The sequence below is a fragment of the Undibacterium pigrum genome (assembly GCF_003201815.1).
GTDB classification, from domain to species: domain Bacteria; phylum Pseudomonadota; class Gammaproteobacteria; order Burkholderiales; family Burkholderiaceae_D; genus Undibacterium; species Undibacterium pigrum.
The window spans coordinates 512200-528844 of record NZ_QJKB01000002.1 but is presented as its reverse complement, the minus strand read 5'-3'; the positions used below and the strand labels follow the sequence as shown (position 1 = coordinate 528844).

13 protein-coding genes and 2 pseudogenes are annotated in these 16645 nt (G+C 49.2%); 11 read left to right on the top strand and 4 right to left on the bottom strand.

Annotation, left to right across the window (positions count from 1 at the left end; all coding sequences use genetic code 11):
- The 5 genes and pseudogenes from DFR42_RS09330 to DFR42_RS09300 form a co-directional block, all read left to right on the top strand.
- Nucleotides 1-227 (top strand): annotated as a pseudogene (locus DFR42_RS09330) (hypothetical protein); the annotation flags it as partial.
- 114 nt (nucleotides 228-341) lie between these two features.
- Complete coding sequence (locus DFR42_RS09325) at nucleotides 342-1055, top strand: phosphoribosyltransferase (RefSeq protein WP_110254680.1); 714 nt, start codon at nucleotides 342-344, stop codon at nucleotides 1053-1055.
- 105 nt (nucleotides 1056-1160) lie between these two features.
- Nucleotides 1161-1385: pseudogene (locus tag DFR42_RS09320) on the top strand (hypothetical protein); the annotation flags it as partial.
- A gap of 339 nt (nucleotides 1386-1724) precedes the next feature.
- Nucleotides 1725-4628, top strand: a complete 2904-nt coding sequence (locus DFR42_RS29505) for a DEAD/DEAH box helicase (RefSeq protein WP_211324214.1) — start codon at nucleotides 1725-1727, stop codon at nucleotides 4626-4628.
- Nucleotides 4629-4695: 67 nt separating this feature from the next.
- Nucleotides 4696-5565 carry a hypothetical protein gene (locus DFR42_RS09300; protein WP_110254679.1) on the top strand — a complete coding sequence of 290 codons (870 nt, stop codon included), beginning with the start codon at nucleotides 4696-4698 and terminating at the stop codon, nucleotides 5563-5565.
- A 131-nt stretch (nucleotides 5566-5696) separates the two neighbouring features.
- On the opposite strand, the gene DFR42_RS09295 is transcribed toward DFR42_RS09300, so the two are convergent.
- The 3 genes from DFR42_RS09295 to DFR42_RS09285 all read right to left on the bottom strand — a co-directional run bounded on the left by DFR42_RS09295 (nucleotide 5697) and on the right by DFR42_RS09285 (nucleotide 7460).
- Nucleotides 5697-6677 carry a CE1 family esterase gene (locus tag DFR42_RS09295; RefSeq protein ID WP_110254678.1) on the bottom strand — a complete coding sequence of 327 codons (981 nt, stop codon included), beginning with the start codon at nucleotides 6675-6677 and terminating at the stop codon, nucleotides 5697-5699.
- Between the two features lie 181 nt (nucleotides 6678-6858).
- Complete coding sequence (locus tag DFR42_RS09290) at nucleotides 6859-7116, bottom strand: hypothetical protein (protein ID WP_110254677.1); 258 nt, start codon at nucleotides 7114-7116, stop codon at nucleotides 6859-6861.
- 8 nt (nucleotides 7117-7124) lie between these two features.
- Nucleotides 7125-7460 (bottom strand): ArsR/SmtB family transcription factor, encoded by a 336-nt coding sequence (locus tag DFR42_RS09285; RefSeq protein WP_110254676.1) that lies wholly within the window; start codon nucleotides 7458-7460, stop codon nucleotides 7125-7127.
- Nucleotides 7461-7764: 304 nt separating this feature from the next.
- Between DFR42_RS09285 and DFR42_RS09280 the strand changes: the two genes are divergently transcribed.
- From DFR42_RS09280 to DFR42_RS09260, 5 genes are all read left to right on the top strand, one after another.
- Nucleotides 7765-10653 carry an FAD-dependent oxidoreductase gene (locus DFR42_RS09280; protein ID WP_110254675.1) on the top strand — a complete coding sequence of 963 codons (2889 nt, stop codon included), beginning with the start codon at nucleotides 7765-7767 and terminating at the stop codon, nucleotides 10651-10653.
- A 447-nt stretch (nucleotides 10654-11100) separates the two neighbouring features.
- Nucleotides 11101-11655 carry a lipocalin family protein gene (locus DFR42_RS09275; RefSeq protein WP_110254674.1) on the top strand — a complete coding sequence of 185 codons (555 nt, stop codon included), beginning with the start codon at nucleotides 11101-11103 and terminating at the stop codon, nucleotides 11653-11655.
- A gap of 64 nt (nucleotides 11656-11719) precedes the next feature.
- The gene (locus DFR42_RS09270; RefSeq protein ID WP_110254673.1) at nucleotides 11720-13273 is read left to right on the top strand and encodes an FAD-binding domain-containing protein; all 1554 of its coding nucleotides are present in this window, start codon (nucleotides 11720-11722) and stop codon (nucleotides 13271-13273) included.
- Between the two features lie 18 nt (nucleotides 13274-13291).
- Nucleotides 13292-13486 carry a deoxyribodipyrimidine photo-lyase gene (locus DFR42_RS09265; protein WP_110254672.1) on the top strand — a complete coding sequence of 65 codons (195 nt, stop codon included), beginning with the start codon at nucleotides 13292-13294 and terminating at the stop codon, nucleotides 13484-13486.
- Nucleotides 13487-13891: 405 nt separating this feature from the next.
- The gene (locus DFR42_RS09260) at nucleotides 13892-14611 is read left to right on the top strand and encodes a hypothetical protein (RefSeq protein ID WP_110254671.1); all 720 of its coding nucleotides are present in this window, start codon (nucleotides 13892-13894) and stop codon (nucleotides 14609-14611) included.
- A gap of 86 nt (nucleotides 14612-14697) precedes the next feature.
- Here DFR42_RS09260 and DFR42_RS09255 read toward each other — a convergent pair whose 3' ends face one another.
- On the bottom strand, nucleotides 14698-14928 hold the full coding sequence (locus DFR42_RS09255) for a hypothetical protein (RefSeq protein WP_110254670.1): 231 nt from the start codon (nucleotides 14926-14928) through the stop codon (nucleotides 14698-14700).
- Between the two features lie 276 nt (nucleotides 14929-15204).
- Here DFR42_RS09255 and DFR42_RS09250 point away from each other — a divergent pair, with 276 nt between their 5' ends.
- A complete protein-coding gene (locus DFR42_RS09250; RefSeq protein WP_211324213.1) occupies nucleotides 15205-16605 on the top strand; it encodes an aminotransferase-like domain-containing protein in 1401 nt (466 codons plus the stop codon).
- The last annotated feature ends 40 nt before the right edge of the window (nucleotides 16606-16645 follow it).

Below are 16645 nucleotides of genomic sequence, written 5' to 3'. Positions count from 1 at the left end.
CCGAACGCGGCGTCAGCAAACAACGCTATAAAGGTCTGGGCGAAATGAACCCAAGCCAACTCTGGGAAACCACCATGGACCCCACAGTCCGCCGCCTGCTCAAAGTACAGATCGAAGACGCGATCGCCGCCGACCAGATCTTCACAACACTGATGGGCGACGACGTAGAACCACGCAGGGCATTTATTGAATCGAATGCGTTGAGGGCGGGGAATATTGACGTTTGAGGTAGTTGATGTCTATGCAGTAAAACGAAAAGGCCAATCATTCTTGATTGGCTTTTTTTGTGTTCATCCATTAAACAGCTTTCCTTATCATATTAGGTAAATTACATTAATGCTATGAATGCGAACATCCCAATCCGTACTCCGTGGCAAAATTTCCCTCCCGCGATTCTGCACGCAGAAGAATCACGGGTAAAAAAGCACCCCCATTACCAAGATGCTAAAGCGGGTGACGCAGATGCTGCTTTTACCTTAGTCAAAGAAACCACTTCTAACCAAGCAGTGGCAGAGCTCAAAGAATTGATTCATGGACGCCAAGCCATCCTTGTCTCAGCTCACGCATTTGAAAAAGATGGCGTCAATGCCATACCAGAAGCATTTGCTGATGAACTAGGACGCAGATTAGACATACCGACTGATGGCAACGTAGTGCAAATTAACGTCGTCGGACATACAGGCGCAAATGGTTTCGCTCGTATGGCCAGGCAAGCAATTTTTGACGGTGCTATTATTAAAGGTGCAAATTATGTGCTCGTCGATGATTTCATAGGCCAAGGTGGCACACTCGCAAATATGAAGGGATTCATAGAGACAGCAGGCGGCACAGTCATCGGAGCAACCGTATTAACCGGGAAACCGTATTCAGCTATACTTACACCAACACAAGAGCAATTGGCAGAATTGAGGGCAAAACATGGAAAAGACTTTGAAGACTGGTGGCGAAACAAGTTCAGTCACGGTTTCGACTGCCTTACTCAATCAGAAGCAAGGTACCTTACGCGGACCGAGGATGTTAACACCATCAGAAATCGTCTTGCTGCGGAAGAGTAAGCAAGAGATCGCGGCCAGATTTAACGCCACGCGCTAATCGGATATGTAGTCAAAAAATAAAAAAATCGCTGTGCACGAATAATGCTAGGTCCTGCTATGGCCACACAACGCGGCGTCAGCAAACAACGCTATAAAGGTCTGGGCGAAATGAACCCAAGCCAACTCTGGGAAACCACCATGGACCCCACAGTCCGCCGCCTGCTCAAAGTACAGATCGAAGACGCGATTGCAGCCGACCAGATCTTCACGACCCTGATGGGCGACGACGTAGAACCACGCCGGGCGTTTATTGAATCGAATGCGTTGAGGGCGGGGAATATTGACGTTTGATGTTGCCTGATTTGATGAAGGTTTCAGAATTAGTGAAAATTGTTTCTCTAAAATGAAAAAGATTTCTCAAATTCACTGAAATCACATTCATATATTGAACAGCCAAAATAATGGGCCAGCTATTAAATAGCTGGCCCATTATTTTTTGCTTGCATGAAATAGCCTTCGACAAATCGATCATATTTTTCTGAAAATCATAAAACAACAATATTAAACATTTAACAATATTTAATATCATTAAAACTATATAAGTTCATAATAACCATGAAAGTTAGGTCGTAAAAAGTTGCTAGGTATGGTTGGAAATCAACGGTTGCCCAATACTCTCAGGAGAAAGCGATGAAATTTGAACTACCTAGTAATCACGGGTTATCCAGTACAACCATACAGCATCTAGTCTTCAAAGATGGTGATAAACCTGCCTTAAGCGACGCACAATTTGCAGCTTTAGATGCGGGCGTTGGTCAAGGTGAGAGCCTTTTGGTAGTTTCGCCTACGTCTACGGGAAAAACACAGATTGCACTCTGGGGAATTGCAAGAAGTTTGGAAGCAGGATGTAACACTGTCTATTTGGTTACTCATCGCGCACTGGCTACGCAAAAATTCAATGATTTTAAAACCTTGCTTTTGCCTACTTATCTAGCAAATGATAGCTCGGCCTTAGTTATTGCTACAGGGGACTACGTCGAAGATTCTGATGGAGAAGTACCGAAAGAACCCCTTGGCGCTCCTCTTTTAGTTGCTACCTATGAAAAATATTTAGCTATGCTATCTGCTTCCGGTGTACCTAGTGATCTGACTAGCACAGTTATAGTGTGTGACGAAATCCAATTGATCGGTGACGAGAATCGAGGACAAAGCGTCGAAATTCTTTTAACTTTGCTTAGAAATGCCGGCTGGAAGCAATTTATTGGATTATCTGCTGTACTTCAAGCGAAAGACGCAGACAGTCTTGCAGACTGGTTGGGAGTTAAACTCGTACTTGAAAACGCAAGAGAGAAACACTTACGTTATGAATGTTGGACACAAAAAAACATAGCAGTTTGCAGTTCACAGCACCCTGAGGAAATAAAAGAAAACTTACCTTTTCCAAAAAACATTGAGCCTAAGCTTATTCCAATTCTGCTTTCCTTATTGAAGTGCCCCAAACCTCCAATTCCAATTATTGTCTTTTGCATGAGAAAGCAAGATACGTACGACTTAGCAACGACGTTCCTGCAGGCTATCAAGCACCCCAAACAAGACCAACTTTCATTAGCATTCGATGGTTTCCCGGAGACGGCAGCCAGTGATTTTCTTGCTAAGACACTTGAGTACCGCGTCGCTTCCCATAATGCCGATTTAACCGACGAGGAAAGACAAATCGTCGAACAGCATTTGATTAGTGGCCAATTGGATGTGGTATTTGCAACAACAACTCTTGCTGCTGGTGTTAATTTTCCTTTAGGCGCAGCCTTGTTCGCAAGCTGGAAGCGCTGGAATAGCGATAAAAAAATTCATGAACCAATAGATGCAGCAGAGTTTCATAACATGGCTGGCCGAGTTGGGAGGATGGGCTTTGAACATGAGCAAGGAAAAATCATTTTCTTTGCGGAGAAGGAAATGGACATTCGTGTAGCTCGCAGTTATTTGAATCTAGGAGAGCTTCCCGCATTAGAGCCTCGCGTTACTCCAGAGAAATTCCAGCAATTGGCGCTACAGCTTGTTGCCTCTGGATTAGCGTCATCTCAACAAGACTTAGAAAACCTCTTGTGCACCACTTTAAGCGCACTTCGAGAAGCCGAAAGAAATCAAAAATCTTTTGCATTATGGCCACAAAAGCTTTCTTACGCAGTCACCATTCTATTGCAAGAGGGGCTTTTAGTATTGACTAGCGCAGGAAAGCTCAGTGCCACCCCTGTTGGAAAAGCAATTGGATATAGCGGGTTATTACCAACAACATGCATTTATCTTTTAAAGTATCTAGTATCGAAAGTAGATTCATTAGTTCAATGTTTGCCTAGTAGCTCCTCAGAAGGTGATATGCCCAAGCTTGCATTTTTGCTTTTTCATGCTTGTCTCTCTAGTCCAGAGTTTCGTTCAATGAACGGTCAACACCCGACCCGCTTTTTGCCTTTCCCCTTAGAGAAAACTATTTTAGTTGACCCCAGTCAGTACGCGGCCGACATGGCCGAACCCGTTTGGCAAGCAGATATAACCCCAGTAAATGGCGCGAAGCTCAGTTGTGACTGGATGAATGGCAACGAGCTTAGAAAATTGGAAGGAACACTACCATATCTTAGTGCGGGTATGCTACGTGATATGTTTAGAAATTTATGCTGGGCTCTACAAGGTCTGTCTGTACTTGCTGCATCTGCATCTGATCAACGAGTTCCTCCAATCCTTCGACCTAAAATTCTTCAAAATACAAATGTAAATCTGTCAGCGTTAGCCAAATTACCCAGGATCTTGCGCAGATTAAGTTTTCGACTGAATGTAGGCTTGCCAGATGACGTCTTGTGGATGACATCTTTGAATATCGCAAAATCAAAATTTAAATTACAACGACATGAAATTCTGGATTTAAAAGCTAATGGCTATTTTTCTCCAGAAATGATAATGCTTGGTTCATCTCAAGCTGACTCTATTCGTGCCGCAGTATTTAGTAAGATAAAACCATCCCCATTTGAAAAGGCCAACTGGTTAAGAGATACTTGCCGTGATTGGAAAATTCAGCAGCGACAACGTGGTGCTGAGCGACAATATAAGAGAGCTAACCGATGCAAGCAGCTCAATTTAATTGAACAGTACTACGCAACAAAAGGGACGCAATTCGAAGTCGCTTTTGAAGAGGTGTTAAATTTTTTAAAAATAGATTTCGAAAAACTTGACGATAAAAGTAAAACGGGTGCTCCTGATTATCTCTTAAAGTTGAAAAATTCACCTCAATTGATAATAGAACTTAAAACCAAGGAAGGTGACAAACTGGTTGATTACAACACAGCCGTTGAGGTATTGTCCGCGTCTGAAATACATGGCCATGGAGGCACGTTTTGTGTAACTTTATGCCATCCCGGAATAGACCCTAGCGTCCCCTTAGTTATCGTTAATTGTGGTCGCCTTAGTGTAGTTGAAAGCCATGATCTTGGTGAGGCGCTACTTCGATTGTGTGAAGGTGCATTAAATCAAGAACAATTATGGCAGTGGTTGGCTACCCCTGGCCAGGCTCTTACCAGTGATTTGCCTTTTAAAGAATATATATAAGGTTTGCTTTACTTAAAAGCTCCTCCTGAAAGATAACAACCTTTATGCATTTGAATGGAGAATTTGTATGTATGGGTTTGAGTTCTCAAGAATTATAATTATTGAGTCTTTACCGAAAGAGGAGTTTGCATCAGGCGAGGAACTCCAAAACTATCTAACAGCTCTGAACGAAGACAATACTGGTATTCCGTCGGTAGAACTTGTGCAAATTTCAAATGCAGAAGAATTTAGGACACTCATTGGAGAGTTAATTCTTATCGCACAAGAAAATAATGATATTCCCATACTTCATATCGAAACTCATGGCGATGAGGATGCGTCAGGCATTGTATTTTCAGACAATTCAGAACTAGGATGGAATGAACTAAGGGTACTCCTTGGCCCACTTAATGTTGCAACAAAAATGAACTTGGTTATTTGTGTTGCTGCGTGTTTTGGAGGGCACTTTGTTACTGAGCTGCTATTGGGACAGACTGCACCTTGCATAATGTTAATTGGACCTAGTAGCTATACTAATGGGCCAGAGCTTTTAGGGCGATTTAGAGATTTTTACCGAGAATTATTCAAAACACTCGATGTACTCGAAGCTTTTTCTGCACTTAACGAAACCGAGCTTCATGAAGGAGAATTTCTTTGCGTCACAGCAACTGAGTGGTTTCATAGAGTAACGGTTGGCTATGTAAAGCGATACTGTTCAAAAGCGATGCTGGAAAATCGGGCTCGCAATGTGCATGATCAGATCATTGCAGAAGGAAAAAGTGTATCAATAATCGACGTACAGGAAATTGGTTTTGCAAGAGTAAAAGAAATTGCAGATGATTACGCAGAAACATTTTTTGCACTTCAATTGGTTGAAGGGGCTAGAGATAGATTTTCTTCAGAAATTGAGAAAGTCAAAAATCAACTGACAGAATTTATTCAAATGGAAGGTTATTGAAAACAACTATTTTTAAATTTCAAAGCAGTATTTCGAAGTAAAGATGAAATTCAATTTATGCTATGCAAAGAAAATCAACGTCGCCATGACTCAAAAAATTGCATAGCTTCCTAACGTCAACTAGAAGAAGTTTACCACCCTTGCTGCTCAAAGAATTCCCAAATCATCTCCGCCCCATTCGGTGCCATCGGCGATGGGCCTAGCAAACGGGCGCGGCGATAATAGGGTTGTGGCAAGCCATGTCCACCGCCGTGGATAGTGACGAGTTCAACTTCAGTTCTGGCATCGCGTTTCCAGCTTACCTGCCCCACATTGACACCTGATATTGCCGTCGTTTGTTCCGCTGGGGCAGTAGTGATCTTGTTCAGGTCGGCGAAATATTGTGCTGATGCGCGGGCATTGAGTACGTCGCCGCATTTGTAGAACAGGCCTAGCAGGTTCACTTCGCCGCCGTTGTATGGCACCAGCGGGTCTTTGGTGCCGTTCATGATCATCACTGAGGTTCCGCCGGTGCCTGCGGGTTTGCAGCGGAAATTTTGTGGGACTTGCACGCTGGCGGATACTGCGGCTACGGCGCGGAAGCGGGCTGGGGATTCGAGGGCCAGGCGTAGTGACATGAAGCCGCCTGCGGATACGCCGGTGGCGAATACGCGGTTTTTGTCTGTGCCCAGGTCTATGATGAGTTTATCGGTCAGGGCGTTGAGGAAGCCGACGTCGTCGATGTCGCGGCCATTGACCTGGTAGTCGCCGATCTTGCCGCAATCGTTCCAGTCAAAACTGTAGGATTCGGGGTAGGCGATGGCGAAGCCGTGCTGGTCGGCGAGGCGTTCGAAGCCGTAGCCGGTTTCTACGCGTATGTCTTCTGCGCTTTGGCCTGAGCCGTGCATGACCAGTATCAGGGGTGCGCCTTTGGGCAGGTCGCGTGGAACATAGCTGACGTAGGTACGCTTGATGCCACCTGCCTCTATGCTGCCTTTTTGCACAGCGCCAGACAAGGCTGGGCGAACGGGTGCCGGGGAATAAATGAAGTAGGCGAACAATGCACCGCACAGTGCGATAAGGCTAAGCAAGCCCAGCAGGCTCCAGGCAAACCAGCGTAGTACTCGTTTCATCTTGCACTTTCTGTGCCTGGGCACGTGAATGGAAGCCCGGCAGCAATAGACAGATATTGTGCTCTCAGCGCATGCAGGTGAAACGATGACTGGTGGTTCAATTGTTTAACTCCTGATGGCGACTGGCGACGCAGATAAAAATGACGAAGACTGTGCGCTGGTTTGATGATGCAAAACCCGGCTATTCAACTTCGCGCAATATCTTTTCTACCGTCACGAGCCTGCCCTGTATCTCAGCCAGGGCTGCAGTTGTCGTGGCCAGTGCTGCCACTGTCTCAGCCTGGCTTGCGGCTGCCTGGGTTGCGAGCGCACGGTAGGCTTCGTCCTGTTCCAGGCGTACCCGCGCCTGCAAGACATGGGATACGTATTTCATGAAGAAGATGATGACTGCGGCAGCGGCGGGGAAGAAGAACGCCGCAAAAAAGACATTTTGGGACATGGTGACCTCTATGATTCTGGATTGTTGTTCAGGGAAACTGCAGCGGCAGCGATGCTGCGTGGTGAGAGCGTGATGGCGAAACTGGATACTTCAAAATAATTGAGGGCTTTGCCATCATGTGACAGCTCCATCTGGCTGGTGACCAGGCCAGCAGCCTCCAGCTTTTGCAAATGCAGGTGCAGCAAGGGGCGGCTGATGCCTACCTCGCGGGCGAGCTGGCTGATGTAGTTGCGCCCTTGCGTCTCAAGCAGGGCAATGATGCGCAGGCGGTGCGGGTTGGCCAGTGCCGCCAGCACTTCGAGCAACTGTTCACCTGTGAGAGCATTTTCTTTGGTTTCTTTCATGTGTAAACAATATCTGACATGTGTCAGCGTGTAAATGGATTTTTGTATTTATTTTTGGTTGGAGCTTATCTGGCAATGGGAGCTGTGCTGCTGCGGGGGAAATCAAGGCGGCTCTGAAAAAGAGAAAGGTTTGACGATAGCGCGGATAAGCCCGGCCTAAGCTGGTTACTGGTGAATGTCTGTTTTTTTATACAAATGCTATGCCACCCGCACTTAGCTTGCCCACAACCAACAGACTGCCAGCATAATATCCGTTGGTTGCGGTTGAGTTCATCTCCGCCATTTCATCCCGGGAGACAGCTCGTTGAAGCAAACTAGAGTATTGATTGCAGGCGCAGGTATTGCAGGTTTGACGGCAGCGCATGAGCTGGCGGAGCGTGGTTATCTGGTGACGGTGGTAGAGGCACTGGCTGCGCCGGGTGGCAAGTCGCGCAGTATTCCGGTTGAGGGATCAGCCGGTGCTGGTCAGCAAGAGCTGCCGGGTGAGCATGGCTTTCGCTTCTTTCCCGGCTTTTACCGGCATATCCCTGACACCATGGCGCGCATACCCTGCGTGCTGGCAGATGGCTCTTATGGCAGCGTGGCAGACAATCTGGCGCATACTTCGCGCACGCTGGCCTTGTCAAAGAAGGGGCGCTGGGAAGTGCCCAACCAGTTGCGTTCATCATCACGTGATGCGGCATCGCTGCTGTCTTTTCTCTATGATCTGTTTGTGGGCAGTGGTGTCGATGTGCCGCGTGAAGACATGCTGCATTATGTGCGCTGCGTGTTCACCATGCTGACCAGTTCAGACGAGCGCCGCTTTGGCGAGTTTGAAAATATCTCGGCCTGGGATTATTTCCAGGCACCGTCGCGCTCTGAGGCTTATCAGAAATATGTCATCAATGCGGTGACGCGCACCCTGGTGGCTTGCCGTGCGGCAGACATGAGCGCGCGCTCGAATGTGGTGGTGGGCATACAACTGCTTAGCGATATCTACCGCAGTTGCGCCGACCGCGTACTGAATGGCCCGACCAGTGAAGTGTGGATAGCACCCTGGGTCACGCATCTGCAACATCTGGGCGTGGAATTTATCCAGGGTGTGTCTGTAGAAAATGTGCTGTGGGATGGCGATGCTGCAAAGGCGCTGCAACTCAGCGATGGGACAGAACTGACAGCCGACCATTTCATTTTGGCGCTACCGCTGGAAGCCTTGCAGACCATCAGCAATGAAGACATGCTGGTGAGAGCACCCAGCCTCGCCAGGCTTGATGAACTCAAGACCGAGTGGATGAATGGCATTCTGTTCTATCTGGGTCAGGACATAGAACTCAATCACGGGCATACGATATTTCTGGATGCGCCGTGGGCATTGACCTCGTTGTGCCAGCAACGCTTCTGGCCACGCGGGCTTAAGCAATATGGCGATGGCACCGTGTGCGGCATACTGAGCGTTTGCATTTCTGATTTTGATGCGCCGGGTGACTACATACGCAAACCTGCCAAGGATTGCACGCCAGCAGAAATACAGGAAGAAGTCTGGCAGCAAATCCTGGCCCATCTGGCACCGGCAGACCGCGCAGAGCTGGAAGCTGCTGGCGTGATCGCCTGCTCGATAGACCCGTCATTGCGCTGGACAGAGCATGGTATGGAAAACGATGCACCGCTGTTCGTCAACACCGCCGGGTCATGGGCGGCGCGGCCTGAGGTGGATATAGGTATCAGCAACCTGTTTGTCGCTGGTGATTTTGTGCGCACAACGACTGACGTGGCGACGATGGAAAGCGCGAATGAATCAGCACGCCTTGTCGTTAACCGCATACTTGACCTGACTGCATCGAGTGCCGCACGCTGCCAGTTATTCCCGCTGGAAGAACCGACAGCATTGACGCCATTGAAAGTCATAGACAAGCTGCGCTTTGAAGCAGGCCTGCCGCATCTGCTGGACCTGGTGCCTGTATTTTCTGGCGAAACCATGGCCTGGCTGGGTGGCATGACCAGCCGCGTTGCCGAGTATTCTGTCAAGGCGGGCGACATCGTGCGCCAACTGGGCTGGGACCAACGCCTGCCTGAATTTGAATCGAAGGCCATGCGCTTTATCAACAACCTCAGCAGGGGCGTGGCACCGGTATCCAAATGGGCCAGCACTACGCCTGACTCGAAATCAGGCACAGCAGAAGCACAGGCCAATACATCCGGCGTAAATACGCTCATCAACGATGTCGTCGGCTCCATCAATGACAAGGCACTGGCAGACGACCTCGATAAATTGCGCGCACGTTTGATCAGCGCGCTTGATCAGACCGATAAACATTTTCGCGAATACGGCGCAAGCCACCAGCGCCATCTTATCGATGGCGTGCTGGCAGATTCGCTATTCCAGTCCGGCAAGCGCCTGCGGGCAAGCTGCGCCCTGCTCTGCTCCATGCTGATGCGACGCTTCTTGTCAGAAGAAGCGGTACAGGTCGCCATCATCACCGAATCCATACACGCCGCCACCCTGCTGCACGATGACATCATCGATGAAGCCGACCAGCGCCGCGGCCACCCTACTGCATGGAAAAAATATGGCGTCGGTGCCGGTGTGCTGGCAGGCAACCTGCTGGTATCACGCGCCGTGCGCTCACTGTACCGCATAGGCTATAACGGCCTGGCAGACGACTTGTTTGAAGTCATAGAATCCATGATCGCCGCCGAATCCGACCAGCTATCAGGCCGCCGCAACCTGGAAGCCTGCGAACAGGATTACCTGCGCATCATCGACGGCAAAACCGCCGGCCTGTTCGCCTGGTCCTGCCGCGCCGGTGCCACAGTAGGCGGCTGCAACGCCGCCACTGTTACCGCCACCGCCCATTTCGGCCGCCACATGGGCCTGGCCTTCCAGCTCATCGACGACATCATCGACCTCGCCCCGGATACCAACGACACAGGCAAAACCCGCTACACCGACCTCAGCACCGGCCTGCTGACCTACCCCTTGCTGCTGGCCCGCCAGCGCGACCCGCAGGGCTTTGATGCACTGGCAGCCAATGGCTTTGCAGATGCTGCCGAAATCAGTGCATGGCTGGTCGCCAATGAAGCGCTGGAGGATACGCGGGCTGAGGCTGCGAGGCAGATTGCAATGGGGGTGGAGGCTTTGCTGCCTGTGCGGCATTCTGCGGCGAAGGCGACGTTGATTGAGTTGGCGCGGGCTTCTACTAAACGGTTGCGGTAAGCAAAAACCAGGTTTCGTGGCCGTGGGCTTGGTAGAGTTGCCTATGTAGCCACGCTTTTCTATTGCCTTGTGTAGCTTGGAAGAGTGGCTGTTGCATATTAAAAATGCTTACAAAATCAAGCTTTCTTATGTTTGATACCCAACAAACAAAGTGTTTAGCTTTACGCATAATTGTCTATGGTGCAGCGCGATGCTCGGGTACGACGCTGGGCTTATTTGCGCAGCAGCATCACTGCGCTGGCGCATGACTTTTAGGTGAACAGTGTGCAGCATATGCAAGGTCATGCCAGCCGAATATCGAGCGCCGCCTGGCCTTTGCGCGAGATAGCCAGGTAACTGTATATTGTCAGGCTCAGTGGCATGTATGCTTCTCTCTATTTGTCACCATTTTTCGCTACTCCGCAGTCATGCGGCCGCTACAGTATATGAAATGATTTGGAGTATGTAATGAAAAAAGTAATCACCACTGCGATATTGTTTGCATTAAGCCTGCACGCGAATGCAGCTGATACGCCAATGGCTGCAGCCAAACCTGTTGTCACCATCGCTGCCCTGGATGTGCCGCGCTATATGGGAACATGGTATGAAATCGCAAAGTTTGAAAATAAATTCCAAAAGAAATGCGTGGGATTCACGTCTGCTACGTATTCTGCATTGCCTGATGACAAGGTGCAGGTTGTGAACCGCTGCCAGGGTAGTAGTGGAGAAATCATTGAAGCTATTGGCGAGGCACGTCAGGTTGGTAATTCAAGTTCACCAAAGTTGAAAGTGCGCTTTGCTCCGGCGTTTTTGTCTTTCCTGCCTATGGTATGGGGCGACTATTGGGTTATCGATCTGGACAAGGATTATCAACTGGCTGCCGTCAGCGAAGCCAATCGTGAGTTCTTGTGGATATTGTCGCGCACGAAGAAAGTTGACAAGGAAAAGTACGATGCTCTTATTGCACGACTGGTGATACAAGGTCTTGATGTGAGCAAACTGGTACTTACTAAACAGGAGTAGCAGGTTCTCCCTGCTGGTATTGCGCTTGCCAGATAAAATAAGCAGGCATTGATATAATGCCTGCATGACATATGGCATCGTTTGGTTCAAACGCGATCTGCGTTTGCATGATCATCTCGCACTCTACACTGCGGTCAGTCGTGGGCCGGTGTTGTGCTTGTATGTGGTCGAGCCTTCTTTATGGACGCAAGCTGATGCGGCGAATCAGCATTACCAGTTTTTATTGGAAAGCTTGCGTGAGCTTTACACAGCACTCCGCAAAAATGGTGGGCAACTGCATATCCTGACGGGCGAAGTCACCGAGGTCTTTGCACACATTTTTGCACATCAGCCTTTCTCGGCTATTTATTCACACGAAGAAACTGGCAATGATGCCACTTATCAACGCGATAAAGCATTAGGCCGCTGGTGTCGCACCCAGCAGATTGAATGGCATGAATTTGCGCAGTTTGGTGTGGTACGACGTTTGCAAAATAGAGATGACTGGCAAGCCAGGTGGAATGCGCATAATGACTTGCCTTGCCTGCCCCTGCCGAAATCAAGCGCAGAAAAATTTATTCAATTGACAACCGCACTTACGCTGCCGCGCTTACCACCTTCGCTGCAAGAATTACATCTGGACCCTTATGATCCGCCTGAGCGCCAGCATGGCGGCAGGCAGAATGGTTTGATTCTACTGGATAGTTTTTTGCGCGAACGTAGTTATCAGTACCGCGGCGGGATTTCATCACCCTTGTCAGCACCTACGGCATGTTCGCGCTTGTCGCCGTATCTGGCATTTGGCTGCCTTAGCTTGCGAGAAGTCGTGCACGCCACACGGCAGAAACTTGCAGAGTTACCAGCAACGGCTGATCGGCAAAAAAAGGGCCTGGATGCATTCATCAGCCGCTTGTACTGGCATTGCCACTTTATTCAAAAACTGGAGAGCGAGCCTGAAATAGAATACCGCAATATGCATCGCGGTTATGATGGGCTGCGTGAGCAGGAATGGAATCAGGCGCATTTTGATGCACTCGTTTCTGCACGCACAGGCTGGCCGCTGGTCGATGCGTGTGTCACCATGTTACGGCAAACAGGCTGGCTTAATTTTAGAATGCGGGCCATGCTGGTTTCTGTCGCAGCCTATCCCTTGTGGCTGGACTGGCGACGAGTAGGGCATTGGCTTGCACGCCAGTTTTTGGATTATGAGCCTGGCATACACTGGAGCCAGATGCAGATGCAATCAGGCACAACAGGGACGAATGTACCTCGTATTTATAACCCGATCAAGCAAGCGGGTGATCATGATCCCCATGGGCATTTTGTGCGTCGCTGGTTGCCTGTGATGCGGCGCGTCCCTGACACGTGGTTGTTTGAGCCCTGGCGCATGCCACCTGAAGTTCAGGCAGCTTGTAGTGTCAAAGTTGGTGTTGATATTACTGAACCTGTTGTAGATCTGGAACTGGCGACCCGCGTTGCCAAGACTCGGCTATTTGATTTGCGCAAACAAGCACATATGCAACCAGAGAATTTAATCATTTTAGAAAAGCATGGCTCGCGTAGAAAAAGTTCCAGTACATCGCGCCAGCCTTCTGTGCCTGAAAAACCAGTTAGCACACAGTTAGAATTAGACTGGTGAAATCGGAACATAAATGCAATGAATATCGATCTACAAAATCCCGGCACGCAAGGCACCATTATCTATTGGTTTCGCAATGACTTGCGTATCGAAGATAACCAGGCTTTAATTGATGCCTGCCAAAATGCGGAAAAAATTCTATTTGTCTATTGTCATTCGCCCTCAACTTTGCATGCACCGCCATGGCCGCGAATGGTTTTGCTGATGCTGTAGAGGTCCGTGCATGGCTGGTCGCCAATGAGGCACTGGAGGATACGCGGGCTGAGACAGCGAGGCAGATCGCAATGGGGGTAGAGGCTGTTCTGCCTGCACGGCATTCTGCGGTAAAAGCGACTTTGATTGAGTTGGCGCGGGCTTCGATTAGGCGAATGCGGTAAAGAAGCCATCATTCTGAAATGCATTTAAATAAATAAAACTTTATTACTGCATTTAACTTTTTATGAAGCACTGTCAACTCAAACTTATTTCGTTTTAATATTTGTATTTTCGGCTTCATAAAAAATACATTTCCAATTGGACTATCTGGTAGAGCACGGGAACCAGGGAAATGCCGCTCAAGCAGATGTGGAAAATTCTTTACCAGTAACGCCAGTTCTTGTTAACAGTAAGTGAGGAAAAATGGGTAGTTTAAAAAACAAACTATACGAGATTTGCAGTGATGTCGCATCGGAATATCCCGGCTGGGATTTTTCGTCCGGTGAATTCAAAAATAAATCGTTAAAACACTCGACATTGGCAATCAATCTGGGATTTGGTTTTGCGTTGAACAATACTCCATTGCAGCCAGCAATCTTTATTTATCACAAGAGATCAATGGCCTTATTCAAGAAACTCAACGGGTATGATCAGCCCACCTCTATAGTACGATTTCAAAGTGTTCCCCATTTGCTAAAGCATATGCCTGAAAATTTGCGCAGGATATGTTGGATACTGGCGGATAAAAATCTTCAGATGAATGTAGCCCCACCATCCGAAGGGGCTCAAAAAGCGATGATAGATATCACCGAGTCTCGACCAATCTTGCGAGCAGTGGTGGCTGATGGCATTGCTCTTATAGAAAAACTTTATCATCTTGATTCTGAAGAAAGTTTTTTACGTAATCTTCCACCCAAGTACACTCCTGGCAGTGACAAGGTTCCTTATGACGAATTTGAAAGAAGTAAAGGGGTTATGGTTTGTATTGCACGTGCGCTGACTGGGGATTTTGATTTCACTTATAATTATCGGGACGATAGTTATTCAACCGTCTTCCCCAAGAGGATTAAGGAAATTGATAGCCTGCTTGAGATTATCCCGGAATTGAAGATTCAATATGACAAAGCAAACAATATCGCATGAACTGCCTTATTTCTGCGACGCTGCTCAATAGCCGCATCAGGAAACTGCAGCCGCATCACTGGATATCTGTCGGCTATTCTTTGTCATCACGGAAAGCTCAAGTCCAGACCAAACGTCCTGGCAAGGACGAGGGTGAAAAGCCCCAGGCCCAGAAGCGATAGCATGAAGATTGCGGCCACCTTGCCGCCCGCGCGTAGTACCGCATTCGTTGCCAACTTCTTCCCTTGGTCATAATGCCACTTGATGGCGAAGAACATGCCTATGGCGAGCACGAGAAGCTTGAATGTCACCAGGACTATAGGGATCCAATCCATCATTTTGAGTATTTCCAGGTTAATAATGACACTAACTATCGTTTGGAGTACTACTTAAATCGCTGCTTCAGCAGCTTCATTTTATCGTTTGGAGTACTACTTAAATCGCTGCTTCAGCAGCTTCATTTTATGTTTAACCATCCCCTCTCGCATCCTACGTAGTGATTTGCTGGATGCAGACGCGAGATGAGGAAACATCGGCAACCACCATGCAAGCATGGTATTGCTGTGTGCCCTGATGCATACTACTCGAAAGCAATTTCCATACATTAGGACAAAATGTCCCAGTTGAAAAACATACAAGATGAAAATGTGCCAGTCTGGCTGCCGCGACTGGCCATGCATGGCGGGCCGCGCTTCTTGCAGATTGCGGATGCCTTGCAGGCGGCGGTGGTAGCAGGATCGTTGAAACCGGGTGAGCGTCTGCCTACCCAGCGGCAGCTGGCAGCGCAACTGGCCGTAGACCTGACGACCGTCACGCGTGCATACGATGAAGCCAGACGCCGCAACTTGCTGGAGGGTCGGGGTGCCCGGGGTACTTATGTCGCCGCGCCCAAAGTCGCATTGAACGCTATCCTAGACCTGAGCATGAATACCCCACCGCCGCCGGATGGTGTGGACTTTGACGACATGCTGAAGCAAGGTTTGTCTCAGGTGCTGATGAGTGCAGATAATGAACAACTGATGACTTACCACCTGGCCGGAGGGGGTGAATCTGATCGCAAGGCTGGGGCCAAGTGGCTGGAACCGATGTTTGGGCATGTGGATACTCAACAGCTTGTTGTCTGTCCGGGTGCGCAGGCAGCGATTGCGGCATTGATACTTGCGCTTACTGAACCTGGCGATGTCATCCTGGCAGAAGCGATGACTTATCCCGGCTTGCTTGCCGCAGCGACCCAGTTCGGAAGGCGCATCATTGCGGTGGAAACGGACCAGCACGGCATGCTGCCAGAAATGCTTGAGCAAGCGTGCCGCCAGCACAAGCCTGGGCTGGTCTACCTCAATCCAACATTGCAAAACCCGACCGCCATCACCATGCCGGAACAACGGCGCAAGGAGCTTGCCAGCATCGCGCAGCGCTGCAATGTACGCATCATCGAAGACGATCCCTACTGGCTGCTTGCCGATGCCCCGCCACCACCTATTGCCAGGTTTGCGCCGGAACAGGTGTACTACATCTCAACGCTGTCTAAATGCCTGACGCCCGGCTTGCGTGTGGCCTTCGTGCTGATACGCGACCCGCAGGAGCGTGAACGCTTCCTGGTCGCGCTAAGATCATTTGCGCTGATGGGCGCTCCTCTGACTGCCGCATTAGCCACGCAGTGGATACTCGATGGTTCGGCCAAGGGATTGATGGAAGTCGTACGCAAAGAGGCGCGTCTGCGTCACAGCATGGCAAGAGATATTCTGGCGGGGAAGTATAACGGCAGCGGAGACGGCCTGCATGTATGGCTAGCCTTGCCAGCGTATTGGGACTCCGCACAATTTGTACGTGCCGCCGAGAGCGAGGGCGTCACAGTCATGCCGGCGGAGGCATTTGCAACTGGTAGCGAGTCGGTGAATGCAATTCGTATCTCTTTGGGTAGTATCAAGGACCGTGGACGCTTGCGAGCGGCTCTGCAAAGGCTGTCTCACCTACTTGCGCAGCAGCCCTGGTCGTTCAGCACTGCCGTGGTTTAAAGCGCGGGAAATATTGTGCTCTTTTAATGTACCCGGACAT